This window comes from Caulobacter sp. GW821-FHT11E11 (assembly GCF_058808315.1).
In genome coordinates this window covers 222,361-246,362 of the sequence record NZ_JBXARO010000007.1, presented here as the reverse complement: position 1 = coordinate 246,362, position 24,002 = coordinate 222,361, and the positions used below count along the sequence as shown (strand labels likewise).

Genomic DNA, 24,002 nt, shown 5'->3' with positions numbered 1-24,002 from the left:
GGGACCGTAGCGTGGCCGTTTCCCGCCGAGCGGAGCCATAACGAGCGAGTCCGCCAATGGCTCCACCTTAAGGGCTCAGGCGTTTCGCCGCATTGCGGGAAAGTCATGTGAACGATCATTCTCATTGTGCTAGAAGCACGGTGACGAGGTGATCCGGTTCGCCGCTTCACGCGTAATTCTTCCATCCGCCGCTGGATTCGAGGCGCTTCATGAGCTTCTGGCGCAATATCGCGAGCATCGCCGCCCGTCGTCTGGATCTGGCCGATTGCACGGAATGTCCGGGCGGTCTGCCGGGCGAGGACCCGGCATTCTCGACCGCGGTCACCGCGCTGGGCGCCAAGCTGGCCAAGGTCGACGGCCGCGCCGACGGCAGCGAGTTCCAGGCCTTTACCGAGGTGTTCCAGCCCGACCCGGCGTCGGAGCCCAACATCCACCGCTTGTACGACCTAGCCCGCCAGACCACCCACGGCTTCGAGAGCTACGCCAAGCGGCTGGCCAAGCGCTATTCCAGCTGCCCGCAGCTGTTGGAAGACGTGGTCGACGGCCTGTTCCACATCGCCAAGTCCGACGGCGTGGTGACCCAGGACGAACTCGACTATCTGGAGCGCGTGGCGAACCTGTTCGGCATGTCGCCGCTGTCGTTCCGCCGCCTGCGCGCCACCCACCTGGGCGTCGGCAAGGACGATCCCTACGCCATCCTGGAAGTGCTGCCCGACGCCGACGACGCCGCCGTGCGCAAGGCCTGGAAGATCGCGCTGTCCAACGCCCACCCCGACCGCGCCCGCGCCCGGGGCCTGCCGGCCGACTTCATCGCCCTGGCCGAATCCAAGGCCGCCTCGATCAACGCCGCCTTCACGACCGTGATGCGCGAGCGCCGGGAACTGGGGTTGGCTACCGCGGGTTGACGAGACGATCTGTCTCGGGGCCTCACGTCCCTAAGGACGGGAAAAGGCTTTTCATCCGGCCCCGGCGGGTGTTCAGTTGTTCTTCAGCGCTTGTGAACCAACTTCGTTGACCATGAGCGTGCGTACGAAAGGATACCGATGAGCACCGCTGCTGCTTCGCCCCTGAGGAACCTGGCCTGGATCGCCGGCGCCCTGGCGACGTCGGTCGCGGTGGTGGTCGGAGCGGTCCTGGCGGTGGTCTTCGCGGCGACCGTGGTGGTGGTGGGCTTCATCGGCAGCGCCCTGTTCGGCCTGGCTGCTTTCGCCCTGCGCGGCCGCAAGGCCAAGCCAAAGGCCGAGGACGGCCTCATCGAAGCCCGCAACGTCGGCGGCCACTCGTGGGTGGCCTACGGCTGGAACGAGCGGCCCTAGGGCTCTTCAAACTAAAAACACTGCCTTCCTACGCCTTGTGCCTAGGACCCATGCTGGCGGCCTGTGTTGAGCAGGACGGTTTCGCGTGGGCTAAGGCCAAGCGCGCCCTGAGGCTCAGAGGCAGCTGAACCCTGGATCCTAGGCACAAGGCCTAGGAAGGCACGTGAGGGGAGCGGGCGCTTGTGGGGGCTTGCCCCGCGCCCGCAACCGCCCCATCCTGCCTTTCAAACAAACGTTGGGAGGCAAGCATGATCGGTGTCGTCGCGACCTTGAAGGTCCAGCCGGAGAAATCGGCGGATTTCGAAAAGGTGTTCCTGGACCTGCAGAACCGGGTCAAGGCCAACGAGCCGGGCTGCCTCGTCTACCAGCTGACCAAATCCAAGACCGAAGCCGGGATCTACAAGGTGCTGGAGCTCTACGCCTCCGAGGACGCGCTGAAGCACCACGGCGGCACCGACTATTTCAAGGCCGCCGGCGCGGCGATGGGGCCGTTCATGGCGGGTCGCCCGGACATCGAGTATCTCGACGCGGTGGAGTAGAGGCCGATGGATCTGGCCTTCTCGCCCGAAGACCTGGCGTTCCAGCAGGAGGTCCGCGACTGGATCGCGACCGCCTATGACGACGGCCTGAAAAAGCAGCTCAGCCAGTCCAAGAACGGCTATCTGAACAAGGCCGGCCAGGTGGCCTGGCAGAAGACGCTGGCTGATCGCGGCTGGGCGGCTCCTGACTGGCCGGTCGAGCTGGGCGGGGCGGGGTTCTCGCCCTCGCAGCGCTACATCTTCAACATGGAGATGAGCCTGGCCGGCGTGCCGACGTCCTCGCCGATGGGGCTGAAGATGGTCGCGCCGGTGATCATGGCGTTCGGCTCCGACGCCCAGAAGGCCCAGCACCTGCCGCCGATCCTGACGTCCGACATCTGGTGGTGCCAGGGCTATTCGGAGCCGGGTTCAGGCTCGGATCTCGCCAGCCTGCAGATGAAGGCCGAGCGAGACGGCGACGACTATGTCCTGAACGGCTCGAAGATCTGGACCACCCACGCCCAGTGGGCCGACTGGATGTTCTGTCTGGTCCGCACCTCGTCCGAGGGCAAGCCGCAGGAGGGCATCTCGTTCCTGCTGCTGCGGATGGACACGCCGGGCATCCAGATCAAGTCGCTGCCGACGCTCGACGGTCCGCCCGACGGCGAGCAGGAGATCAACCAGGTCTTCTTCGACAATGTCCGTGTGCCGGTCGCCAACCGCATCGGCGAAGAGAACAAGGGCTGGACCTATGCCAAGTACCTGCTCGAGTTCGAACGCGGCAACGCCTATGCGCCCGGCCTGATGAACGCCATCAAGAAGGTCAAGCGCATCGCGGCGCTGGAGCTGGCCGACGACGGCGGGCGGCTGATCGACGATCGGGACTTCCGCGAGAAGATCGCCAATCTGGAGATCCAGGTCGCGGCCCTGAACGCGACCGAGCTGCGGATCTTCTCCGGCCGCACCGCCGGCAAGGCGATCGGGCCTGCGTCGTCGATGCTGAAATGCGTGGGGTCGGAGTATCAGCAGGCGATCACCGAGCTGACCCTCGAGGCGGTCGGGACCTATGCCGCGCCGTTCTTCGAGGATCCCTGGAGCCAGAGCAACGAGGGCCGGGCGGGGCCGGACTACGCGGCGCCGGCGGCGCCGGCCTATTTCAACTACCGCAAGGCCTCGATCTACGCGGGGTCCAATGAGATCCAGCGCAACATCATGGCCAAGATGGTGCTGGGGCTTTAGCGCCCCAGTTTTTCTGAGTGGCGCGACCTCCGAACAAGTGTTTGGATCGCGCGCAACACATTCTGTTCCGGAACACCCCATGTCGCTCGACGCCCTGTTCAAGCCGTTCGAATTCAAGTCGCTGAAGCTGCCCAACCGGACGGTGATGGCGCCGATGACGCGGTCGTTCTCGCCGGGCGGCGTGGCCACCGACGATGTCGCCGCCTATTACCGCCGCCGCGCGGAAGGCCAGGTGGGCCTGATCGTCACCGAGGGCACGGGCGTGGCCCGTCCCGCCTCGCTGAACGACGCCAACGTGCCGCGCTTCCATGGCGACGCCGAACTGGCCGCCTGGAAGAAGGTGGTCGAGGAAGTCCACGCCGCCGGCGGCCTGATCGCCCCGCAGCTGTGGCACGTGGGCTCGGCCAAGGGCCCGGCGCAGTTGGGCAAGGTCGACAGCCCCTCGGGTCTGTCCAAGGCTGGCGGTGGTCAGTTCACCGAGCCGATGACCGACGAGGACGTCGCCGACACGATCGCCGCCTTCGCCACGGCCGCCGCCGACGCCAAGCGCCTGGGCTTCGACGCCATCGAGCTGCACGGCGCCCATGGCTATCTGATCGACCAGTTCTTCTGGAACGGCACCAATGTTCGCGACGACCTGTTCGGCGGCGCAACCATCGCCGACCGCAGCAAGTTCGCCGCCGAGATCCTGAAGGCCGTCCGCGCCGCCGTGGGTCCCGACTATCCGGTGATCATCCGCCTGTCGCAGTGGAAGCAGCAGGACTATGCGGTCAAGAACGCCGAGACCCCGCAGCTGCTGGAAGCCTGGCTGCAGCCTCTGGCCGACGCCGGGGCCGACATCTTCCACTGCTCGCAACGCCGCTTCTGGGAGCCGGAGTTTGACGGGTCAGACCTGAACTTCGCCGGCTGGGCCAAGAAGCTGACCGGCGCCCCGACCATCACCGTGGGTTCGGTGGGCCTGTCGGGCGAGTTCATCGCCGCGTTCGGCGGGGAGGGCAGCGAGCCCGCCTCGATCGACGGCCTGCTGGAGCGCCTGGAGCGCGGCGAGTTCGACCTGGTCGGCGTCGGCCGCGCCCTGCTGCAAGACCCCGAGTGGGTCGTGAAGATCCGCGACGGCCGCGAGAGCGAACTGCAGAACTTCGAGCGCGCGGCGCTTGGTACGCTCTACTAGGGGGCACGCTGTACTAGCCATACCCCCTGTTCCGGGGCTGTCGGAAAAGACGGTCCCGGACCATCGTCGCCTCCAATCTTTGAGGGAGGCGACGATGACCTGGATGCCCTACACCGCGGGCCTGTTGGCGCTTCTGGCCATGGCCCTGCTGATCGCGGGGACGTTCCTGCGGGAAGACAGCTAGGCGATCGTCGTGACCAGGCCGCCTTCGGCCTTCAGCGACGCGCCGTTGGTCGCCGCCGACAGCGGGCTGGCGACATAGGCCACCAGGCTGGCGATCTCCTGCGGTTCGATCATCCGTTGCAGCAGCGACGACGTGCGGTGCTTCTCGAAGAACTCGGCCTCGTGCTCGTCGGCCGTGCCGTCCGGATTGGCAGAGACGCTCTTCAGGAACTCGAAGATGCCCGCCGCGCGGGTCGGACCCGGCAGGACCGAGTTGACGGTGACGCCGGTGCCCTTGGTCTGCTGGGCCATGCCGCGCGCGACCGCCAGCTGGGCGCTCTTGGTCATGCCGTAGTGGACCATCTCGCCCGGGATCGCGAGGCCCGACTCCGACGAGATGAAGATCACCCGGCCCCAGTCGCGCTCCAGCATGCCGGGGAAGTAGCCGCGCGACAGGCGCACGCCGCTCATGACGTTGACCTCGAACAGCTTCAGCCAGTCCTCGTCCGGGATGTCGGCGAAGGCCTTCATCTCGTAGATGCCGAGGTTGTTGACGAGAATGTCGACCGAGGGGACGGCCTTGAGGATGGCGGCCGCACCGTCGGCCGTGGCCGCGTCGGCGAGCACGCCCTCGACCTTGGCCCCGCCCGAGGCGCGGATGCTGGCCAGCGCCTCGTCCAGCTTGTCCTGGGTGCGGCCGGTGACGAACACCTTGGCGCCTTCGACGGCCAGGGTGCGGGCGATCTCGAGGCCAATGCCGGCGGTCGAGCCGGTCACCAGCGCGGTCTTGTCGTTCAGTTTCAGGTCCATCGCTGGGCTCCGTTGTTTGACGAAGCCAAAGATGGGCCCGCCACGACGCCAGACTACGCCGTGGCCGGGACCAGGACTTGTGAATTCAAGTCATCATTTCAGGCGTTGAAGTTCAGCTTCAGGCCCGGACGCGGCCAGCGCGCCTTGTAGAGTTTGCCGGTGCCCGAGGCGGTGATCCAGGCGTCGCGCATGTCGTCGCCGCCAAAGCAGATGTTGGTCACGATCACGTCCGGGAAGGCGTAGTGCTCGGTGCTGCCGTCCGGGTCGAAAGCGGTGATGCCGCCGTTGATGATGGTCGCCACGCAGACCTTACCGCCGGCCTCGACGGCCAGGCTGTCCAGCAGCTGATAGCCCGGCAGGTTGCAGACCACATTGCCCGGCATCAGCGGATGCGGATCGACCAGCACGCCCGGCGCCGTGACCTCGAACGACCACAGCCGCCCCAGCATGGTGTCGGCCATGTAGACCGTCTTCTCGTCGGGCGAGAGGCCCACGCCGTTAGGCGAGACGAAGTGGTCGCGCCAGCGCGTGATCTTCGAGCCGTCGGGCAGGGCGTAGTACAGCGCGCCGTACTTCTTGCCGTCGGGCGTCGAGCAGCCGTGGTCGGTGAACCAGAACCCACCCTGCTTGTCGAAGACGAGATCGTTGGGACCGACCAGCTTCTTGCCGTCGCACTCGGTGTAGAGCGTGGTGATCGCGCCGGTCTTCAGGTCGACCCGCTGGATGGAACCACCCTCGTGGCTCGGCGGGGTAGGGCCGGGGATGTTCAGGCCATTGGCCTCGAAGAACTGGAAGCTGCCGCCGTTGTTGGTGACATAGATCGCGCCGTCCGGACCGATCGCCGCGCCGTTGGGGCCGCCGCCGGTGTCGGCCACCGTCTCCTTGCGACCGTCGGGCCAGACCCGCGTCAGGCGTTGGCCCTGGATCTCGGTGAGGATCACCGAGCCGTCGGCCATGGCCACGGGACCTTCGGGGAACTGCAGGCCGTCGGCCACCAGCTGGATGTCCATCGCGTCTCTCCCTGGCGCCTCTGCTGGGCGCTGGAGACGACTATAAACACCCGTTTGAACCTGGCGAGGGTTCCGTTCGGCCAACCGTGTCGCGCGCGCAACAGCCACCAGTCGCGTGCGAGAACGGCGTTCTCGGGGCTTGCTCTCATGCGGAGAGTCGTGGGATCAGCACGCCCTCATCACCGCTCCAGGAGCCGATCCGCCGCATGACCCTCGCCGCCGCACAGACCAACGCACCGCCGATGGCGGGTTGGCGCGCGCCGTCGAATTCGCGCTGCCGCCGATCCGCCTCCCGCCCCCTGCGCACCTACCGCTAGCCGCGGCCGCTCCGGCCGCCGCCGGAGCTCTTAGATGACCGTCCAGTCTCTCGCGAGTTCGACCCTGGTCGCCTCGCCCCTGCTACGCCTGATCGCGCCGCCCTATGCCGACGTGCTGGCCGCCCTGTGGCCCGCGCCGCACGCGTCGTTCGTCACCGCCACGGCCGCGCGCCGTCACCTGATCTGCCTGATGCTGGCCGCCGAACCCCTCGGTGGCCCGCCGATCGATGTCACCCGCCTGATGGACCTGCCGATGCGCAAGGCCATTCGCCTGGCGCTGGAGGACGTCGCGCCTGAAGGCCTGCGCCGGGCTCTCGAACACCTGGGCGAGATCGCCTGGGCGCCCGAGGACTATCGCGCCCTGGTCCACCTGCTGGTCGACCCCGCGCCGGCCAAGACCCTGCGCCACGCTGAGGCCATCACGCCTGATCTTGTTCGCGCGCTGACGGCCTTGCCCAAGGAGTTGCGTGAGGTCGGCGGCGTGGCCCTGCGCGTCACGCCCGCCCAGGCGGCGCTGCTGGCCGAGACGCACGCCGTCCTGGCCAAGCTTCTGCCTGCGGATGTGCTGGGCGAACGCGTGGCGGCCTGGGGGCAGGCGCCCACGCCCAAGGCGCTGTTCACTCTGGTCGTCGAGGACTTCCGCCGCGAGCTGCCGCCCGCGCCCCATCCGGGAACCGAGCGCCTGAGGCCGCTGGAAACGGCCGCCGCCATCCGCGACGCCGCCCGCCGCTACCGCAACTGCCTGGTCGACTATCTGGACAGCGCCGTCGACCAGCGCAGCGCCATCTACGAATGGCAGCCCGCGCCCGGCGCGGTGGTGGAGCTGCGGCCCGACGCCTTCTTCGGCTGGCGACTGGACCAGGCGCGGCTGCGCAACAACCAGCCGGTCGACGAGGCCACGCGCGAGGCGATCGTCGCCGAGCTGCGCGGCATGGGCGTCCACGTCGGCCGCAGCGCCTGGCAGATCCGCCGGGCCCTGGAGCGCGCCGCCTCGCCGAAGTTCGAGCTGGAGACCGTCGACGCTGCGATCGCCGACTACTTCACCGACGACTGAGCTTCGACGATCTCGACCGACGGGGCGGTGAAGCGGGCGACCGCCGCCAGCAGGGTGTCGCGGACGATCGGCTTGGCCACATGGCCGTCCATGCCGGCGGCCAGGCAGCGGGCGACCTGCTCGGGCATGGCGTCGGCGCTGAGCGCCAGGATCGGGGTCGCGCCCCGGTGGCCGCCCATGGCCCGGATGGCGCGAGTGGCGGCCAGGCCGTCCATGTCGGGCATGTGGACGTCCATCAGGATCAGGTCGAAGGCCTCGTCGCGCACCAGGGCCAGAGCCTCGGCCCCGCCCTCGGCGGTAACCACCTCGTGGCCGCCCAGAACCAGCAGGGCATGGCCCAGCTCGCGATTGACCGGGTGGTCGTCGACCAGCAGCACCCGGGCGCCGCGCGTGTTGCTGGCCTCGGGCAGGGCGACGGCCGGAGCCGCCACCGGCTGCGCCGTCTCGACCGGTAGGTCGACCCAGAAGCACGAGCCCCGGCCCGGCGCGCTCTCGACGCCGATCTCGCCGCCCATGCGGGTGACCAGGGCCTTGCTGATGGCCAGGCCCAGGCCGGTGCCGCCAAAGCCGCGGCTGATCGAACTGTCGGCCTGGGTGAAGCGCTGGAAGAGACGGGCCTGCACCTCGGGCGCGATGCCGATGCCGGTGTCGGAAACCTCGAACCGCAGGCGCCCAGGCGCGGCCGACAGGTCCAGGCGCGCGGTCACCGCGCCGTCGCGGGTGAACTTGATGGCGTTGGAGACCAGGTTCAGCAGAATCTGGCGCAGGCGGGTGTCGTCCAGGGCGAACAGGGCGTCCTCGTCGCCGCCGACCACCTCGACCCGCAGATCCAGGCCCTTAGCCTCGGCGGCCGGAGCGGCGATGGCCACGGCGTCGCGCAACACCAGGGCCGGAGCCAGCGGTTCAGGATCCAGCTCCATGCGGCCGGCTTCCAGCTTCGAGAAGTCCAGCAGGTCGTTGATGATCTCGACCAGCGAGCGGCCAGAGCGACCGATCAGGTCGACGCGGCGACGGCTCTCGCCCGACAGGCCCGGATCGTCGGCCACCAGATCGGCGAAGCCCAGGATGCTGTTCAACGGGGTGCGGATCTCGTGGCTGATCGTGGCCAGGAACTCGGACTTGGCCTGGTTGGCGGCCTGGGCGCTGGCCTGGGCGGCGCGCGCGGCGTCGCGGCCCCGCGCCATCAGGGCCTGCAGGCGCTTCTGCCGTTCCAGGATCATCGCCGCCATCAGGCAGACGGCGAACAGCATGGCATGGAACACCAGGGTGTGGCGCAGCGGCGAGAGGGCGACCTCGGGATCGACGCCGGTCCGCCGCAGCACGGCCGGGATCGAGGCCGCCAGCGAGGCGATGACCACGATGGCCACCGCGCGCGGCCCGCCCAGAAACACGGCCAGCATGGCGGGGGCGAACAGCAGGGCCTGCAGCGCCGGCTCCCAGGTGAAGATCGCCGCCGCGCTCAGGGCCACCAGCAGGGTCAGCACCGTCAGCTGCCAGGCCGAGGCCGCGAACAGCGGCTTGTGGCGGCGGTCCATCAGGATGATCGTGGTCGGCATGGCCAGGATCAGGCCCAGCACGTTGGGCATGATCCAGTCCGCCCAGCCGTCCAGGGGCGGGCGTCCTTGCGAAATGGCCAGGGTCGCGGTCGTCACCAGTGACGAGGCGACGATGAAGATCGTGGCCACGCCGGTGATGCGGGCCAGGCCCCAGGGGCTGCGCATATGGCTGGTCAGGCGCAGGCGTTGCAGGCCCCAGGCGGTGATGGCCACCTGCAGCATATCCTGCGGCGCGACGACGAGGATGAAGCCCAGGTCGACGCCGGCCACCAGCTCGACGGCGACGTCGGCCACGGCGGCCAAGCCCAGCAGGATCCAGCGGGCCCGGCCCGTCAGGGTCAGCAGGCCGGCGATGATCACGGCGTTGGCGGTCCAGATCGACGGCAGGTTTTTGGTCGCGCCGGCCAGGAACAGGCTATAGGCCATCGATCCCACGAAGGCCGCGAGCAGCCCCGCGATCCTGAGGTTCTGGCCGTCCTGGGAAAGGCGCTCGGTGCTACGCGTCAACGTCTGGTCCACCCATACTGGGATGACCAGAATGCGCGCCCAGGCGCCTGCCGCCGGTTAATCGCGGCAGCGTCAAATTGGCGCGGCTAGGCCTTGCGCCCGCCACGATTTCGCGGTGAGCGTGGGGCGAAGTACGGACAAGGGATTCTGGGCTATGCGGGTATCTGTGATGGCGGTCGCTGCGGCGGGGTTGATGCTGACGGGCTGCGGGACCTTGCCCTCCACGCCTTGGTCGAAGTCTCCAGCGGCGATGCCGACGCGGGCCAGCTGCCCGGCGATGAAGAACGAACAGTGGAGCCCGGTCGTCGACGCGGCGATCCACAAGGCCTTCGATCGCGATCTCCAGAAGCGCTTCGGCGACACCGCGGTCCACTCGCGTCTCGGCTGGAGCAAGACCGACAAGGGCGACACCGTGATCACCGCCCACCGGATCGGCCCGGCCAAATACGCCATGCCCGAAGTCGGCAAAGGCGGCCAGGTCGAGGCCATCTTCCAGGCCTGCACCGGCAAGCCCTTGAAGACGCGAAAGTTGGCCAACCTGGAGCGCAAGCCACAGACGCTGGCGGATGCGGCCGCCGAAGCCGCACCTACGCTCCAGGAGCGCCCAACCCCGCGGAAGCGTGGCTTCAAATGGCCTTGGAAGTCGTAATCGGGCGGGACTGAAGCCGAGGGCCTCAGCGGCGCTCCAGCACCCGGAAGGTGAAGGCGTGATCGTCGCCTTCACCGGCGGGGTGTTCCTCGCGGCGCACCTCGGTCCAGGCGCTCTCGTCGAACTCGGGGAAGTGGACGTCGCCCTCGACCTCGGCGGCGACGTCGGTCAGGTACAGGCGCTTGGCCTTGGGCAGGGCCAGCTCGAACAGCGCGTGGCCGCCGATCACGCAGACCTCTTCGGCCCCGTCGTCGGAGGCCTGCTCCTTGGCGATCTCGACGGCCTCCATCCAGGTCTCGCAGGCCACCGCGTTCTGGGGCTCGAAGCTCTGGTCGCGCGACAACACGATGTTGGTGCGGCCGGGCAGGGGCTTGCGGGGCAGGCTGTCCCAGGTCTTGCGGCCCATGATGATGGGCTTGCCCAGGGTGTTGGCCTTGAACAGCGCCAGATCCGACTTCAGCCGCCAGGGCAGGTCGCCGTCGCGACCGATCACGCCGTTGGCCGCGCGGGCGACGACGATGGCCAGACGGATCAAACCGAGACCTCGGCCTTGATGTGCGGGTGAGCCTGGTAGCCTTCCAGCGTGAAGTCCTCGTACTCGAAGGCGAACAGGTCGCGCTTGTCGGCGATCTTCAGGGTTGGGAAGTCGAAGGGCTCGCGGGCCAGCTGCTCGCGGGCCTGGTCCAGGTGGTTCAGATAGAGGTGGGCGTCGCCGAAGGTGTGGACGAACTCGCCCGGCTCCAAGCCGACGACCTTGGCGACCATCACGGTCAGCAGGGCATAGCTGGCGATGTTGAACGGCACGCCCAGGAAGACGTCGGCGCTGCGCTGGTAGAGCTGGCAGCTCAGCTTCCCATCCGCGACGAAGAACTGGAACAGGCAGTGGCAAGGCGGCAAGGCCATGTCGTCGACATCGGCCGGGTTCCAGGCCGTGACGATGTGGCGGCGGCTGTTGGGATTGGTCTTCAGGTTCTCGACGAGGTTGGCGATCTGGTCGATCACCCGGCCGTCCGGCGTCGCCCACGAGCGCCACTGCTTGCCGTAGACGGGGCCCAGGTCACCGTTCTCGTCGGCCCACTCGTCCCAGATACGCACGCCGTTGTCCTTGAGATAGGCGATGTTGGTGTCGCCCTTCAGGAACCACAGCAGCTCGATGAAGATCGAGCGCAGGTGCAGCTTCTTGGTCGTCAGGACCGGGAAGCCCTTGGCGAGGTCAAAGCGGATCTGCCGGCCGAACACGCCCAGCGTGCCGGTGCCCGTACGGTCGCCACGCTGCACGCCGTTCTCAAGGATGTCGGCGAGAAGGGCCAGATACTGCCGCTCGGGGTGATCGGCGGCTTTGGCGGGGGCGAGGACGGCGGTGCTCATGATGGCCCTAGAGTGCCGCCGAATCGAAACGCCCGCCAGTACGAGCCTGGCGGGCGTCCACAATCGACAGCCATTTCTCCCCGTTTTTTGGGAGCTTGGCCTTACTTCGATGGCGCCAGGCCAGTGTTCAGGACCCAACCGACGTTGTCGTTCTCGTCGGCGACTTCCCACCACAGCTCCTGCTGCTTGCCGGTCGGATAGACGATGGCGCCAGCGGGCAGGGTGCGGATCAGTTTGCCGCCGGCGACCGGGGTGGCGCGCATGGCGACGGGGCGCTGGGCGGCGAAGGTCTTGGCCGGCGCGGCTTGGGCGGCCGGAACGCCGTCCGACAGCAGGCCCAGGTCGCCGATCATCTTCGAATAGGCGTTGATGAACGACAGGGTGACGATGCGACCGATGTCGGTGTCTTCGTAGCCGCCGCCGACCGCGCCGGCGAAGCCGTAGCCGCCGCCTGCGCCCCAGCCGATGTCGTTCTTCACCGCATAGCCCTCGGCGACCGACGTGGTCTCGGTGGTGCGGACGTTGGTCAGCGACAGGACGGTGTTGGCTTCCAATTTCTTGGTCTTGATGCCGCCGACCAGGCCGCCGACGCGACCGCCGATCAGGCCGCCGATGGCGCCGGCCACCGCGCCGCCGCCGACATTGCTGTTGCTGCCCTGGACCTCGGCGACCAGCACGTAGTCGGCCGCCTTGACCTGACCCTGGCCGACATTGGAGCCGCGCTGCAGGCCAAGACCGCCGCCGATCTCACGCTCCTTCTGCGCCGCGCCGAGGCCCGCGCCGCGGTCGACCAGATTGAAGCAGCCCGACTTCTGGACGATGGCGCGCAGCACCTTCTGCGGCGAAGCCAGGTTGTACTGGGTCCAGCCGCTGGAATCGTCACCATCGACGATCGACAGCGTGCCCAGCTTGCGCGAGCAGCGCGGCACCTCGCCCGAAGCCTGGGTCTGCATCGTCTGGCCCTTGCTGGCCTTGGCCTGGGCGAAGGTCGTTGACGGCGTCAGCGCGGTAAGCGCCAAGCCAACGGCCAGCGCGCTACGGAAAGCTTTCATAACTCGTATTCCCCGAATAATCCCCGACCTGCGCTTCACCCTACAGGCGAGCCTGGGTCGCGCCAAGATTGAGGCGTGGTTAACCAGCGAAACCGCCTTCGTCGAGGAATTCGCGCTCGGCGTCGGTGGTTATGCGACCAAGACCCTCGTTTCGATGGGGGAAGCGACCAAACCGGGCGATGATGTCGCGGTGGATGATCGCGTACTTCATCGACTCCTCGTCGCCGGTGTCGGCCTGCAGCGCGGCGAACAGCTCGACGCTGAACTCCTGGTCGACCAGCGATTCCGAGTGCTCGAACGGCAGGTAGAAGAACGGCCGCAGGTCGGCCTCGATGGCCGCGTCGGTGTCGTGGCCGGCGGCGATGGCCTGGCGGGCGAACATCCGGGCCAGCGGGTCGGTGGCGAAGGCGTGCGGCGTGTTGCGGTACATGTTGCGCGGGAACTGATCGAGCAGGATCATCAGGGCCATCGCGCCGATGGGGGTCTCCATCCAGGCGTCGTAGCGGCGCATCGAGGCGCGGTAGTGGGTCTGTTCGAACTTCAGGGCGATGGCGGCGTCGAAGGCATGGTCCTTGGCGAACCATTTCTTCGGGCCGGCCTTGCGCCAGAAACTGACGACGTCGTTGGGGTGCGCGCTCATCGAAGGCCCTCGTGAAGTCCGTTCAAGCCCGGTTCATCCGGTGAGTCCGAGAGTGCTATCAAGGGACAAGCCCGGGCCTTGCTTCAAGGCCCTTCGGAGCAAGAAATGAAACGTCTGATCACGACCGCCATGCTGCTTTCGTTGCTGGGCGGTGCGGCTGCCGAGGCCGGCGCCGCCGGGGCGGTGGTCGCTCAACAACAGCAGGCGCAGCGCGAACAGCGCGACGGCGGCCCGCGCGGAGATCGCGGTGGAGACCGTGGCGGCGATCGTGTCGAGCGCGGTGATCGCGGCGGCGGCGGCGGCTGGAACCGTGGCGGCGGCGAACGTCCGCAGGCCCAGCCTCAACCTCAGCCTCAAGCCCAACCGCAGCAGAACAACGGCGGCGGCTGGAACCGAGGCGATCGGGGCGGCGATCGCGGCGGCCGGCCGGACTGGAACCGTGGCGGCGAGCGCCCGCAACCGCAGCAGCCCCAGGCTCAGCCTCAACCCCAGCAGCAGCCGCAGAACAACGGCGGCAGCGGCTGGAACCGCAACGACAACCGCCCGGGCGGCTGGAACCGTGACGACAACCGTGGCCCCGGTCGCGGCAACGACAACCGGGGTCCGGATCGCGGCAACGACAATCGCGGTCCGGATCGCAACGACAACCGTGGCAACGACAACCGTCCGGGCGGCTGGGACCGCAACGACCGCAACGACAATCGCGGCGGCTGGGACCGGAACGACCGTCGCCCGGGCCAGGGCCAGTATCGCGATCGCGACCGCAATCGTCCGCAGTACGACCGTAACCACTACCGCCCGAGCTTCCGGTCGGCTCAGCGCTATCGCGCCCCGGCCTACCGCTATCCGCGCGGCTGGTACGTCCGCAGCTGGTCGTTCGGCGACTATCTGCCGGGCGGCTGGTACGGCAGCTCGTACTATCTGGACGCCTGGCAGTACGGCCTGCCGCAGCCTCCGATCGGCTGCGAATGGGTCCGGGTCGGCGACAACGCCATCCTGGTCGACATCTGGAGCGGCCAGGTCCTGAGCGTTTACTACGACCTCTTCTGGTAATGCCGCGGGCGGGTCTCTTAAGGAGGCCCGCCCGTTCTCTTTTGGAGGACCCTCTCGTGGCGTTCGTCGAATTTCTTTCCCTGCGATGTCGGACCGGGCGAAGCTCGGCCGTCCTCGGTCCAAAGGCGGACATCCCGCCGAATGGAGAGAGATCCGATGAAAGCTTCCCCCATGGTGTGGACCGGTCGCGTCCTGACCGGCCTTTTCGCCCTCTTCATGCTGGGCGCGTCGATCGCGCCTAAGCTGCTGGGCATGCCCGTGGCCGCCGAGACCCTGGTGTCGCTGGGCTGGAAGGCCGACTACGTCCTGATGATCGGCCTGATGGAGCTGGCCTTCCTGGCGCTCTATCTCTTCCCGCGCACGGCTGTTCTGGGCGCGGTGCTGATGACGGGCCTGCTGGGCGGGGCCATGGCCACCCAGGTGCGGGTCGAGAGCCCGCTGTTCAGCCACGAACTGTTCTCGCTCTATCTGGGCCTGTTCATGTGGGGCGGCCTGTGGCTGCGCGACCCGGCCCTGCGCGCCCAGTTTCCCTTCCGCCGCGCCTGACCGCGCCTATATCCGAGCGAAAGAGGGAGCACGCCGATGAAGCCGGCCGGGATCGATCACGTGGTGCTGCGGGTGCGCGACCGCGCCGTCGCCGAGGCCTTCTACAGGGACGTCATCGGCTGCGCGTTGGAGCGCCGGCAGGACAGGATCGGCATGACCCAGCTGCGGGCCGGATCCTCGCTGATCGACCTGGTCGAGATCGACGGCGTGCTGGGCAAGCAGGGCGGCGCCGCGCCGGGCGTCGAAGGCCGCAACCTGGACCACTTCTGCATCGCCATCGAAGGCTTCGACCTTGAGACGGTCAAAGCCGAGCTGGTCGCCAAAGGCGTGGCGCTGGGCGATGAGGGCGACCGCTTCGGCGCATCGGGCCTGTCAGTGTCGATCTACCTGAAGGATCCCGACGGCAACGGGCTGGAGCTGCGCGGCTAGATATTGGTCGTCGACAGCGCCGCCCGTTCGTCGTCCTTGGTCGCCACCACGCCCTTCTTCTCCACATGGCGGATGAAGGCGCTGGCCCAGGCGTCGAAGGGCTTCAGGGCCTTGGCGTCGGCCATGGCGTCCTCGATCTGGTCGTCGGCATAGGGCACGCCCTCGCCGAACGCGCCGGCCACCCATAGCTCGTCAGGGACTTCGATCCCGCTGTAGCGGCACTGCCAGACCAGCCCTTGGTAGGACAGGCGCTCGTCGGGGTAGGGCTCCTCAGCCGGATCGAACCACTCCTTGTCGCGCACCAGCTTGGGCCGGCCGTCCTTGCCCAGCTCGTTGGCCCCGCCGTCGCAATAGGTGAAGAAGCCGGCCGAGCGGCCTTCCAGGTGGTTCTTCGTTATCTGCCGCCACTCGGGCGAGCGCTCCAGGGCCTGGGCCTTCAGGGTGTCCTTCTTGTCGATCAGATCGGGGCGGGGATTGCCGCCGGCCGCGCAGACCAGGCGATCGAACATCAGCTTGAAGTTGGTCGTCGGCCCGTACCAGTTGGTCGGCCCGATCAGCGCCCAGGCGTCGGCGCGGGCCAGGCGGCCGTAGAGGTCCAGGTCCCACATCAGGTCCGGCTGGCTGGTCGAGCGCGGGCCGTAGCAGTTGCAGGGGTAGACGCAGAGCGCCATCGACGAGCTGACGCAGGCGTTGCAGGCCTGGATCTTGGGTTTGCCGTGCTGGTTGCCCAGGTCCTCGGTGTCGACCTGCCAGCCCGGCGGCATGCGCGCGGCCATCCGCAGCATCAGGGCGCGGGCCTTCGAATCCAGGCCCGGGCAACTGTTGTGGCGGCGTTGCGAGCCCGCGACGATCAGGACCCGCAGCGGACGCTGTTCGGTCGGGTGAATGGCGGCTTTGGGCGGCTCGTGGCCGTCCTTTTCGGGTGTCGGCATGGCGTACGAACGCACGAGCGCTTAAAACGTGGCCGGAAGGCTGTTCGCATTTCGGCGTTCTGTCGGCTTCGCCTTGACGAAACGGCAAAAAAACGCTCAAACGCCCGGCCTTTGTCGCTCAGCCGTTGCGCGGGCGACCTTGATTGACCAGTCCTGGAGAAGAAATCATGCGCGTCTACTACGACCGCGACGCCGACATCGCCCGCATCCTGGACCGGAAGATCGCTATTGTAGGCTACGGCTCGCAAGGCCACGCCCACGCCCTCAACCTTCGTGACTCGGGCGCCAAGAACGTCGCCGTCGCGCTGCGCGCCGGTTCGCCGACCGCCAAGAAGGCCGAAGGCGAAGGCCTGAAGGTCATGACGGTGGCTGAAGCCGCCGCCTGGGCCGACCTGATCATGATCCTGGCGCCGGACGAGCATCAGGCCGCGATCTACAAGAACGACATCGCCCCCAACATCCGTGACGGCGCGGCCCTGCTGTTCGCCCACGGTCTGAACGTCCACTTCGGCCTGATCGAGCCGAAGGACACCATCGACGTCCTGATGGTCGCGCCGAAGGGCCCAGGTCACACCGTGCGCGGCGAGTATCAAAAGGGCGGCGGCGTGCCCTGCCTGATCGCGGTGCACCACAACGCCACCGGCAACGCGCTGGACCTCGGCCTGGCCTACGCCTCGGCCATCGGCGGCGGCCGCTCGGGCATCATCGAGACCAACTTCCGCGAAGAGTGCGAGACCGACCTGTTCGGCGAACAGGCCGTCCTGTGCGGCGGCACGGTCGAGCTGGTTCGCGCCGGCTTCGAAGTGCTGGTGGAAGCCGGCTACGCGCCGGAAATGGCTTACTTCGAGTGCCTGCACGAGCTGAAGCTGATCGTCGACCTCATGTACGAAGGCGGCATCGCCAACATGAACTACTCGATCTCGAACACCGCCGAGTACGGCGAGTACGTCACCGGTCCGCGCATCATCACGCCGGAAACCAAGGCCGAGATGAAGCGCGTGCTGGAAGACATCCAGTCGGGCAAGTTCGTCCGTGACTTCATGCTCGAGAACGCTGTGGGCCAGCCCTCGTTCAAGGCCACGCGTCGCCGCGCGGCCGAGCACCAGATCGAGGAAGTCGGCGGCCGCCTGCGCGACATGATGCCCTGGATCGCCAAGAACAAGCTGGTCGACCAGGCCAAGAACTAAACTTCAGTTTCCCAAAGCTGAAATCCCACGGAGGCCCTCGATCGCGAAAGCGATCGGGGGCTTTTCGTTTGTGGCTTGCGTCGTTTCCCTCCGCACGGAAGAGTTCGCGCCGGTCCCGCTCGGGGACGTGGGAGACGCCTCCATGAAACGCCTGCTCGCCGCCCTGATCGCCACCGCCGCCGTCGCGACGACCGCCGCGCCCGCCTTCGCCGCCGAGGTCGCCTACAAGCTGGACGCGGCCCACACCGAGACCACCTTCACGATCGACCGCTTCGGCTTCACCTCGATCGTCGGCATCTTCGCCGCCTCGGAAGGCACCATCTGGCTGGACGAGGCCGCGCCCGAGAAGTCGCGCGTCGAGGCTACGGTGACCGTCGACAGCCTGCTCACCGCCAACCCGACCCGCGACGAGCACATCAAGGGCGAGCGCTGGCTGAACGCCGCCAAGAGCCCGACCATGACCTTCAAGTCGACCAAGGTCGAAAAGACCGGCGACACGACCGCCAAGGTCACCGGCGACCTGACGATCATGGGCGTGACCCAGCCGGCCGTCCTGGACGTCAAGCTGAACAAGATCGGCACCGCGCCCAACAACCAGAAGAAACAGGCTGGCTTCACCATCACCGGCCAGATCAGCCGCAAGGCCTTCGGCAGCGCCGGCGCGGCCGGCGTGATCGGCGACGCGGTCAACATCCGCATCGAGACTCTGGCGGTGGCGCAATAAGCCGTTGAAACCGCTGACTCCGGAGGCTCTCAGCCGACGGGCCAGGCGCGGGACGATGGAGGTCGAGCACATTCTCGCCGCCGCGCGCGCGCCTTCGCCGGCCTTGGCCGAGACGCTGGACGCCTTGGCCGACGAGCTGGATTGGCGAAGGGCGCCCTGCCTGCCCGAGGTCCCGTACCGCAACTGGGCCGAGGTGGTGTCGCGCTACTGCCTCGGCGGCCACCCGGCGCTGCGAGATGCGGTCCGGGAGGCCGAGGCGCGCGTCTTTGCCCTGGCGCTGCTCGAAGCTCTGGCCGACCCGCCCAGCGTCGACATCGTGTTCGACCTGGCCGCTGAGCTCGCGCCATTGCTCCCCGATGACATGGTGTTTGCCCGCGGGGTCGCCTCGACCTTGAACCTTCTCGGCATAGGTGGCGCGACAGGCTCGGGGCTCGAGCCGCCGGCGGTCGCCCAGTTCCTGAACCGGCTGCTTTCGCTATCCTGCCCCGAGAAGGCGGGGCTGGTGCTGTGCGCCATGCGCTATTACGGCGACGAGGCGTCGCTGAGCGTGATCAGGGCGCTGCCGGCGCTGCCGCCCGACTGGGAGAGCGTCAGGCCGGCCGCCGTACGCGCGATCAACAAGCGGCTGCGCGCAGCGCACTAGCCCAGCACGAACACCGGCCCCCAGGCCACCTGGTAGCGGTGCTCGCCCGAGGACAGGTGCGGGCGCAGCTGCCAGGCGCCGGGCTGGAGGACGCTGGGCGGGCGGCCTTCGACGTATGTGGTGGTCAGCACCTCGCCGCCGGGCTCGGAGACCGAGAACTGGCGGATCGTCGGGGTGGCGTTCGTGAGGGCGCGGGCGATCTCGTCGGCCGAGCTGACGCGTAGTGGCGCGGGGCCGAGCAGGCGGGCGGCGACCTCGGCATAGGCGCCGACGGCGATGACTCGCGGACCCTGGCGCAGGACGCCGTAGCCGACATGGGTGAAGCCCGGCGCCAGCAGGTTGGCGCGGTGGCCGGGGCTGGTGCGCCACTGGTTCATGATCTGGTCGGGCCGCACCGCGCCGGCGGCGTTGCGGCGCATGGCGATGTTCTCGCCCGGCGCGCCCACCAGGTCGCGGGCCAGCAGGCCGACTCGGCCGGCGGCGGAATAACCCTCGCGCGTCACGTGGTCGAAGACGTCGGTGACGGCCATGTCGGCGGCGTGGGCGCGGGCGGCGCGGGTCAGGCCGGCGTCGAAAGCCAGCGGCGGCAGACCATCGCGACGGCGGATGAGGTTGTTGAGATCCCGCAGCGTCTCTTCGAAGTCCGGATCGAAGTCGCCGCCGGGCGGATCGTCCAGAAGGCCGCGCAGGCGTCGCTCATAGGCCACCCAGGGCTGAGGCGGGGCGGCCAGAACGGGCGTCGCGGCGAGAGCGAGGCCGCCGGCCAACAAGGTTCTTCGCGCGATCGACGTCATTCCATCTCCGAGTACGCATTGACATAGGAACGCGGGAACCAGACCTAAGGCGCATGCGTCCTGTCCGTTCCCTATGGCTGGCCGGCCCCGAGGCCTGGCTCCCAGATTCCGAAGCCCAGGCGGCCCGTCAGCGGGCCCTGTGCCTGGACGCCGGCCTCGAGCCCTTGATCCCGACCCGCCTGGCGCCGGGCGAAGGCGGCGACGAGCTGGAGGCCCGACAGTTCTACGCCGGCCGCATGGCGCAATTGCGCCAGGCCGACGCGGCGGTGATCAACCTGACGCCGTTCCGCGGCCCCACGGCCGACACCGCCACGGTGTTCGAGGCCGGGGTGCTGGCCGGCCTGGGGCGGCCGACCTTCGCCTATCTGAACGTCACCAGCGAGATCCACGCCGAATACGTCGCCCGCGTCGACTCGATCCTGGGCGCGACCCTGGACGAGACCGGTGTCTGGCGCGACGGCGACGGCTGCGTGATCGAGGACAACGGCCTGCCCGAGACGGTCATGCTGTGGGGCGAGGCGCGGCGGCTGTTCGTGATCGTCACCCAGGACCCGCTGCGCGACCTGACTGGCCTGGAGCTGTGCCTGCAGGCCCTGGCGCTCTACGCCGAGTAGGCGGCCGCCTCGATCGATGTCGGCTGCAGCACGCGGGCGATGGCCAGGCTCAGCGCCTGGACGTCGATCGGCTTGGAGACGTGATCGTCCATGCCGGCGGCCACGTACTCGGCCACCTGGTGGTGGAAGGCGTTGGCCGTCAGGGCGATGATCGGCGTGGGCGGCAGGCCGGCCTTGGCCTCGGCGGTCCGGATCTCACGCGTGGCCTGGATGCCGTCCATGTCGGGCATGTGCACGTCCATCAGGATCACGTCGAAGTCGGCGCGCCGCCAGGCCTCGACGGCCTCGACGCCGGTGGCGGTCAGGGTCAGGTCGGCGCCGAACGCGTCCATGACCGCCCGCAGCACCATCTGGTTGGTCGGATTGTCCTCGGCCGCCAGGACCCGCAGGTTGCGGTCGACGGGCGCGGTGGCGATCGATGCCGTGTCCTGGTTCGCATGCCCGGCCTCGACGATCGCCATCGGCAGTTCGACATGGAAGGCCGAGCCGACGCCGGGCGTGCTGTCGGCCCAGGCCTCGCCGCCCATATGCAGGGCTAGCTCGCGGCAGATGGCCAGGCCCAGGCCCGTGCCCCCGAACTTGCGGGTGGTCGAGGCGTCGACCTGGCTGAAGCGCTGGAACAGGCGCGCCATGCTCTCGGGCTCGATGCCGATGCCGCTGTCCAGCACCGAGATCTGCAGGCCCTCGCGGCCGTCGGGGCCCAGGCCCTCGGCATGGATGTCGACGCCGCCTTCCAGCGTGAACTTCAGGGCGTTGCCGACATAGTTGCCGACGATCTGGCGCAGGCGGGCCGGATCGCCGCGTCGCAGGCCCTGCGCGAACGGCGAGACGTGCAGGTTCAGGTGGACGCCCTTGCGCTCGGCCACGGCGGCGAAGCTGGCGACCACGCTCTCCAGCACCTCGGCGGCGTCGAATTCCAGGTCGTCGATCTCCAGCATGCCCGCCTCGATCTTCGAGAAGTCGAGCACGTCGTTGATCACATGCAGCAGGTCCTGGCCCGACATCAGGATGACGTCCAGCTTGGCGCGCTGCTCGGGGCCAAGGTCGCTCTTGGCCATAAGTTGAGCCATGGTCAGCACGCCGTTCAGCGGCGTGCGCAGCTCGTGACTCATATGGGCCAGGAACTCGCCCTTGGCATGGTTGGCGGCGTCGGCGCGGGCGCGCTCCTCCTCCAGGCGGGCGCTTTCGTGTTCGGCCTGGCGCAGGCGCAGCGCGTTGTCCTTGAAGACCTGGACGGCGCGGGCCATGTCGCCGATCTCGTCGTCGCGCTGGAGGCCCGACAAGGGCGTGTCCAGCCGGCCCACGGCCAGGGCGCCCATGGCGTCCGACAGGCTGTCCAGCGGCTTGGCGATGCGGCGCATCAAGGCGACCAGCAGGGCCACGATCAGGGCGGTGGCGACGATGGCCACGCCGCCGACCCACAGGGCCGTCGACCAGGCGGCGGCCGCCACCGAGGCGGTGTCGTAGACGATGACCATGTGGCCGAGAGCCCGGGCCTCGTCGTTCTCCTCGTGGATCAGCGGCACGACCGAGACCAGGTAGTGCGACTGGCGCAGATGCTCGGCGGGCGAGCCGTCCGGGACGCGGCTCAGGGCCTGCAAGGCCTGGTCGCGCAGGGCGGCGTCGCCGGTCTCCAGCAGCGCCTTGCGCTGCGGGTCCAGGATCATCACCAGGCGCGAGTCGGGATCGTCCAGGATCGGCGCCAGGGCGGCCTTCACGGCGGCCTCGTCCAGCATCCAGACGCCGGCGGTGACGTTCTCGCGCGACAGGTTGGCCGAGAGCTCGACCTTGCGGTGGAACATCTCGGACGCGCCCGAGGCTCGTGACCAGGCGGTGACCCCGGCCATGGCCAGGAAGCTCAGCACCACCAGGATCAGGCTGGGGGCCAGCACCTGGAACAGGATCGAGCGCCCGCGCACCGGGCGGATCAGCGCGGCCCCGATCATGGCCGCCACCAGTAGTGGTCGGGGATGGCGCGGGTCTCGGGTGAGATGAACGGGTTGTCCATCTCGATGATCCGGCGGTTGCGCAGGTCGGCCTTGGCCAGGGCCTGGCGAATGGTCGGATCGCTGTTGAACAGCCGCTCGTACGACCCGTCGGCGAAGGCGCGCTCCATGCCGCGATAGAGGTCGTCGCGCAGCGTGGTGTTGGTCTTGGCCACGTAGAAGAAGCTGGTGAAGCGGTAGTGCAGGGCGATGGTCTTCTCGACCGCCAGGGTCGGCAGCTCGACGCCCCACTTCTCGCGTTCGCCATAGGCCTCCAGCACGCCGCGCGGATAGGCGTCGGCGCGGCCGGCCACGATCATGGGGAACAGGCGCTCGTAGTCGCCTGTCCAGACGGTGACGCCGGCGTTGCGCAGGACCCGCACGTCCGGCCAGCCCTTGCCCTGCAGGGTCGAGATGCGGGTCAGGTCGGCGCGGGTGCGGACGTCGTCGAACAGCGGCTGGCGCGCGCCGTCGATCAGGAAGATGCGATAGCCCAGCAGGCCGCGATCGATCGGTATGCGGACGGCCGTCAACTTGGCGTCCGCATCGGCGCTGGTGCCCAGCAGGGCCAGGTCCATGTTGTCGCCGGCGCTGATCGCCTCGATGGCGCGCGGTTCGGTGGTGCGGCCGAGTGGCGAGGGGCGTAGCTCGTAGGTCGCCCCGCTCTTGCGAAGCGCCAGCAGCAAGACCCTGAAACCGAAGGTCTTTTCGGTCCGCAGACCATTGCCTTGGTTGTAGTAGATGACGCGAGGGTTCGGCGCCAAGGACGGGGATGGCGCGCGTGCGTGCGCGGCCGACGCGAACGTCAGCGCGACGGCCAAGGCCGCCAACGCGGGACGGGCGATACGCCGCCACATCCGGTCCCCTCCCCAAACAACTGGCCGCATAGAGACGGTCTGGTCGCTTAATCCGGGGTGAAAATCGCAGGTCTCCTCCTGCGGCGTGTTGGCGCACCGGCGCTCATCGAGCGTTGTTCAGCTTCACCAGGGCAGGTCGGCCTCGCCGCGCAGAATCGCTTCGGCCTGCGCCGAGTGCTTGCCGCCCTCGCGGTCGTGCAGGACCAGCGGCGGCAGCAGGAACAGCGGCGCCTTGCCGGTCTTGATCGCCCGCACGATCACCCGCTTGGCCGGGGCGTCGGCGAAGGGCGCGATCGGGCGAATCTTGAACGAGCCGGCCTTGGGCGCCAGCGCGCCGAGGATGTCGGCCAGGCGGTCGGCGCGATGGATCATGGTGATCGTCCCGCCCTCGCGCACGGCCTTCAGGCAGAAGTCGGTCCAGGCGGAGAGGCCTCCGTCGGCCATCCAGGCGCCGCTCTTGGCCGGCGCCGGGGCGCGCAGGGCGTTCGGGTCGTCGAAGAACGGCGGATTGGTCATCACCGCGTCGAAGACGGGCAGGGCCAGGGCGCGGAAACCGGCCTCGACATCGCCCTGCGTGACGGCGACTCGGTCCGCGAGTGCGTTCAGCGCCGCGTTCTCGCCCGCCAGGGCCGCGGCGACGGAATCACGCTCCACACCCTGGAAGATCGCGCCCGGCCGGCGAGTCGCGGCGGCCAGCAGGGCGCCGCCGACCCCGCATCCGGGTTCGATCACTCGCTGGCCGGGCAGGGCGTCGCAAGCGGCCGCCAGCAGGGCTGCGTCCATGCCAGCCCTGTAGCCGTCGGGCCTTTGGCGCAGTCGCACGCGACCGCCCAGAACCCGATCCTCGGTAACGCCCGTATCGTCCAATG

The 24,002-nt window shown here is 68.5% G+C and carries 26 protein-coding genes; 14 read left to right on the top strand and 12 right to left on the bottom strand.

Annotated features, from left to right (window positions below; translation table 11 throughout):
- Positions 1–209: 209 nt before the first annotated feature.
- From AC1RR5_RS18880 to AC1RR5_RS18860, 5 genes are all read left to right on the top strand, one after another.
- A complete protein-coding gene (locus AC1RR5_RS18880) occupies positions 210–905 on the top strand; it encodes a TerB family tellurite resistance protein (protein WP_492923865.1) in 696 nt (231 codons plus the stop codon).
- 138 nt (positions 906–1,043) lie between these two features.
- Positions 1,044–1,316, top strand: a complete 273-nt coding sequence (locus tag AC1RR5_RS18875; protein WP_492923863.1) for a hypothetical protein — start codon at positions 1,044–1,046, stop codon at positions 1,314–1,316.
- A gap of 248 nt (positions 1,317–1,564) precedes the next feature.
- Entirely contained in the window at positions 1,565–1,855 is a 291-nt protein-coding gene (locus AC1RR5_RS18870; protein WP_492923861.1) for a putative quinol monooxygenase, read from the top strand.
- A gap of 6 nt (positions 1,856–1,861) precedes the next feature.
- Complete coding sequence (locus AC1RR5_RS18865) at positions 1,862–3,073, top strand: acyl-CoA dehydrogenase family protein (RefSeq protein WP_492923859.1); 1,212 nt, start codon at positions 1,862–1,864, stop codon at positions 3,071–3,073.
- 79 nt (positions 3,074–3,152) lie between these two features.
- On the top strand, positions 3,153–4,244 hold the full coding sequence (locus tag AC1RR5_RS18860; RefSeq protein WP_492923857.1) for an NADH:flavin oxidoreductase: 1,092 nt from the start codon (positions 3,153–3,155) through the stop codon (positions 4,242–4,244).
- Between the two features lie 180 nt (positions 4,245–4,424).
- On the opposite strand, the gene AC1RR5_RS18855 is transcribed toward AC1RR5_RS18860, so the two are convergent.
- Both AC1RR5_RS18855 and AC1RR5_RS18850 read right to left on the bottom strand, forming a co-directional pair.
- Positions 4,425–5,216: an SDR family NAD(P)-dependent oxidoreductase gene (locus AC1RR5_RS18855; RefSeq protein WP_492923855.1), complete on the bottom strand. Its 792-nt coding sequence runs from the start codon at positions 5,214–5,216 to the stop codon at positions 4,425–4,427.
- Between the two features lie 98 nt (positions 5,217–5,314).
- Positions 5,315–6,226 carry an SMP-30/gluconolactonase/LRE family protein gene (locus AC1RR5_RS18850; RefSeq protein ID WP_492923853.1) on the bottom strand — a complete coding sequence of 304 codons (912 nt, stop codon included), beginning with the start codon at positions 6,224–6,226 and terminating at the stop codon, positions 5,315–5,317.
- A 351-nt stretch (positions 6,227–6,577) separates the two neighbouring features.
- Here AC1RR5_RS18850 and AC1RR5_RS18845 point away from each other — a divergent pair, with 351 nt between their 5' ends.
- Positions 6,578–7,597, top strand: a complete 1,020-nt coding sequence (locus AC1RR5_RS18845) for a hypothetical protein (RefSeq protein ID WP_492923851.1) — start codon at positions 6,578–6,580, stop codon at positions 7,595–7,597.
- Here the strand turns inward: AC1RR5_RS18845 and AC1RR5_RS18840 are convergent.
- Complete coding sequence (locus AC1RR5_RS18840; protein ID WP_492923849.1) at positions 7,579–9,660, bottom strand: hybrid sensor histidine kinase/response regulator; 2,082 nt, start codon at positions 9,658–9,660, stop codon at positions 7,579–7,581. The two genes, AC1RR5_RS18845 and AC1RR5_RS18840, sit on opposite strands and share 19 nt — an antisense overlap.
- A 154-nt stretch (positions 9,661–9,814) precedes the next feature.
- Here AC1RR5_RS18840 and AC1RR5_RS18835 point away from each other — a divergent pair, with 154 nt between their 5' ends.
- The gene (locus AC1RR5_RS18835; protein ID WP_492923847.1) at positions 9,815–10,309 is read left to right on the top strand and encodes a hypothetical protein; all 495 of its coding nucleotides are present in this window, start codon (positions 9,815–9,817) and stop codon (positions 10,307–10,309) included.
- Between the two features lie 25 nt (positions 10,310–10,334).
- Here the strand turns inward: AC1RR5_RS18835 and AC1RR5_RS18830 are convergent, their stop codons facing one another.
- The 4 genes from AC1RR5_RS18830 to AC1RR5_RS18815 form a co-directional block, all read right to left on the bottom strand.
- Positions 10,335–10,844 (bottom strand): dihydrofolate reductase, encoded by a 510-nt coding sequence (locus AC1RR5_RS18830; protein ID WP_492923845.1) that lies wholly within the window; start codon positions 10,842–10,844, stop codon positions 10,335–10,337.
- Positions 10,841–11,677 (bottom strand): thymidylate synthase, encoded by an 837-nt coding sequence (locus AC1RR5_RS18825; RefSeq protein WP_492923843.1) that lies wholly within the window; start codon positions 11,675–11,677, stop codon positions 10,841–10,843. The genes AC1RR5_RS18830 and AC1RR5_RS18825 overlap by 4 nt, the downstream gene beginning before the upstream one ends.
- A gap of 101 nt (positions 11,678–11,778) precedes the next feature.
- Positions 11,779–12,729, bottom strand: coding sequence for a CsgG/HfaB family protein (locus AC1RR5_RS18820; RefSeq protein ID WP_492923841.1), 951 nt, complete (start codon positions 12,727–12,729; stop codon positions 11,779–11,781).
- 79 nt (positions 12,730–12,808) lie between these two features.
- A complete protein-coding gene (locus tag AC1RR5_RS18815; protein WP_492923839.1) occupies positions 12,809–13,369 on the bottom strand; it encodes a DUF924 family protein in 561 nt (186 codons plus the stop codon).
- A 105-nt stretch (positions 13,370–13,474) separates the two neighbouring features.
- On the opposite strand from AC1RR5_RS18815, the gene AC1RR5_RS18810 reads away from it, so the two are divergent.
- The 3 genes from AC1RR5_RS18810 to AC1RR5_RS18800 all read left to right on the top strand — a co-directional run bounded on the left by AC1RR5_RS18810 (position 13,475) and on the right by AC1RR5_RS18800 (position 15,397).
- Positions 13,475–14,422, top strand: a complete 948-nt coding sequence (locus AC1RR5_RS18810; protein ID WP_492923837.1) for an RcnB family protein — start codon at positions 13,475–13,477, stop codon at positions 14,420–14,422.
- 156 nt (positions 14,423–14,578) lie between these two features.
- The gene (locus AC1RR5_RS18805) at positions 14,579–14,968 is read left to right on the top strand and encodes a DoxX family protein (RefSeq protein WP_492923835.1); all 390 of its coding nucleotides are present in this window, start codon (positions 14,579–14,581) and stop codon (positions 14,966–14,968) included.
- A 36-nt stretch (positions 14,969–15,004) separates the two neighbouring features.
- The gene (locus tag AC1RR5_RS18800; RefSeq protein ID WP_492923833.1) at positions 15,005–15,397 is read left to right on the top strand and encodes a VOC family protein; all 393 of its coding nucleotides are present in this window, start codon (positions 15,005–15,007) and stop codon (positions 15,395–15,397) included.
- On the opposite strand, the gene AC1RR5_RS18795 is transcribed toward AC1RR5_RS18800, so the two are convergent.
- Entirely contained in the window at positions 15,394–16,329 is a 936-nt protein-coding gene (locus tag AC1RR5_RS18795) for a flavodoxin family protein (RefSeq protein ID WP_492923831.1), read from the bottom strand. The two genes, AC1RR5_RS18800 and AC1RR5_RS18795, sit on opposite strands and share 4 nt — an antisense overlap.
- Positions 16,330–16,496: 167 nt before the next feature.
- On the opposite strand from AC1RR5_RS18795, the gene ilvC reads away from it, so the two are divergent.
- The 3 genes from ilvC (at position 16,497) to AC1RR5_RS18780 (ending at position 18,883) form a co-directional block, all read left to right on the top strand.
- Positions 16,497–17,516 carry a ketol-acid reductoisomerase gene (ilvC, locus tag AC1RR5_RS18790; RefSeq protein WP_492923829.1) on the top strand — a complete coding sequence of 340 codons (1,020 nt, stop codon included), beginning with the start codon at positions 16,497–16,499 and terminating at the stop codon, positions 17,514–17,516.
- Positions 17,517–17,658: 142 nt separating this feature from the next.
- Positions 17,659–18,240, top strand: a complete 582-nt coding sequence (locus AC1RR5_RS18785; protein ID WP_492923827.1) for a YceI family protein — start codon at positions 17,659–17,661, stop codon at positions 18,238–18,240.
- Positions 18,241–18,295: 55 nt separating this feature from the next.
- Positions 18,296–18,883: a hypothetical protein gene (locus AC1RR5_RS18780; protein WP_492923825.1), complete on the top strand. Its 588-nt coding sequence runs from the start codon at positions 18,296–18,298 to the stop codon at positions 18,881–18,883.
- Here AC1RR5_RS18780 and AC1RR5_RS18775 read toward each other — a convergent pair.
- Positions 18,880–19,677, bottom strand: a complete 798-nt coding sequence (locus AC1RR5_RS18775) for a CAP domain-containing protein (RefSeq protein WP_492923823.1) — start codon at positions 19,675–19,677, stop codon at positions 18,880–18,882. The genes AC1RR5_RS18780 and AC1RR5_RS18775 overlap by 4 nt on opposite strands.
- 53 nt (positions 19,678–19,730) lie before the next feature.
- On the opposite strand from AC1RR5_RS18775, the gene AC1RR5_RS18770 reads away from it, so the two are divergent.
- On the top strand, positions 19,731–20,291 hold the full coding sequence (locus tag AC1RR5_RS18770) for a nucleoside 2-deoxyribosyltransferase (protein WP_492923821.1): 561 nt from the start codon (positions 19,731–19,733) through the stop codon (positions 20,289–20,291).
- On the opposite strand, the gene AC1RR5_RS18765 is transcribed toward AC1RR5_RS18770, so the two are convergent.
- From AC1RR5_RS18765 to AC1RR5_RS18755, 3 genes are all read right to left on the bottom strand, one after another.
- Entirely contained in the window at positions 20,279–22,237 is a 1,959-nt protein-coding gene (locus AC1RR5_RS18765; RefSeq protein ID WP_492923819.1) for an ATP-binding protein, read from the bottom strand. The two genes, AC1RR5_RS18770 and AC1RR5_RS18765, sit on opposite strands and share 13 nt — an antisense overlap.
- Entirely contained in the window at positions 22,234–23,133 is a 900-nt protein-coding gene (locus AC1RR5_RS18760; RefSeq protein WP_492923817.1) for a hypothetical protein, read from the bottom strand. The genes AC1RR5_RS18765 and AC1RR5_RS18760 overlap by 4 nt, the downstream gene beginning before the upstream one ends.
- Before the next feature lie 123 nt (positions 23,134–23,256).
- Entirely contained in the window at positions 23,257–24,000 is a 744-nt protein-coding gene (locus tag AC1RR5_RS18755) for a tRNA1(Val) (adenine(37)-N6)-methyltransferase (protein WP_492923815.1), read from the bottom strand.
- Positions 24,001–24,002: the final 2 nt, after the last annotated feature.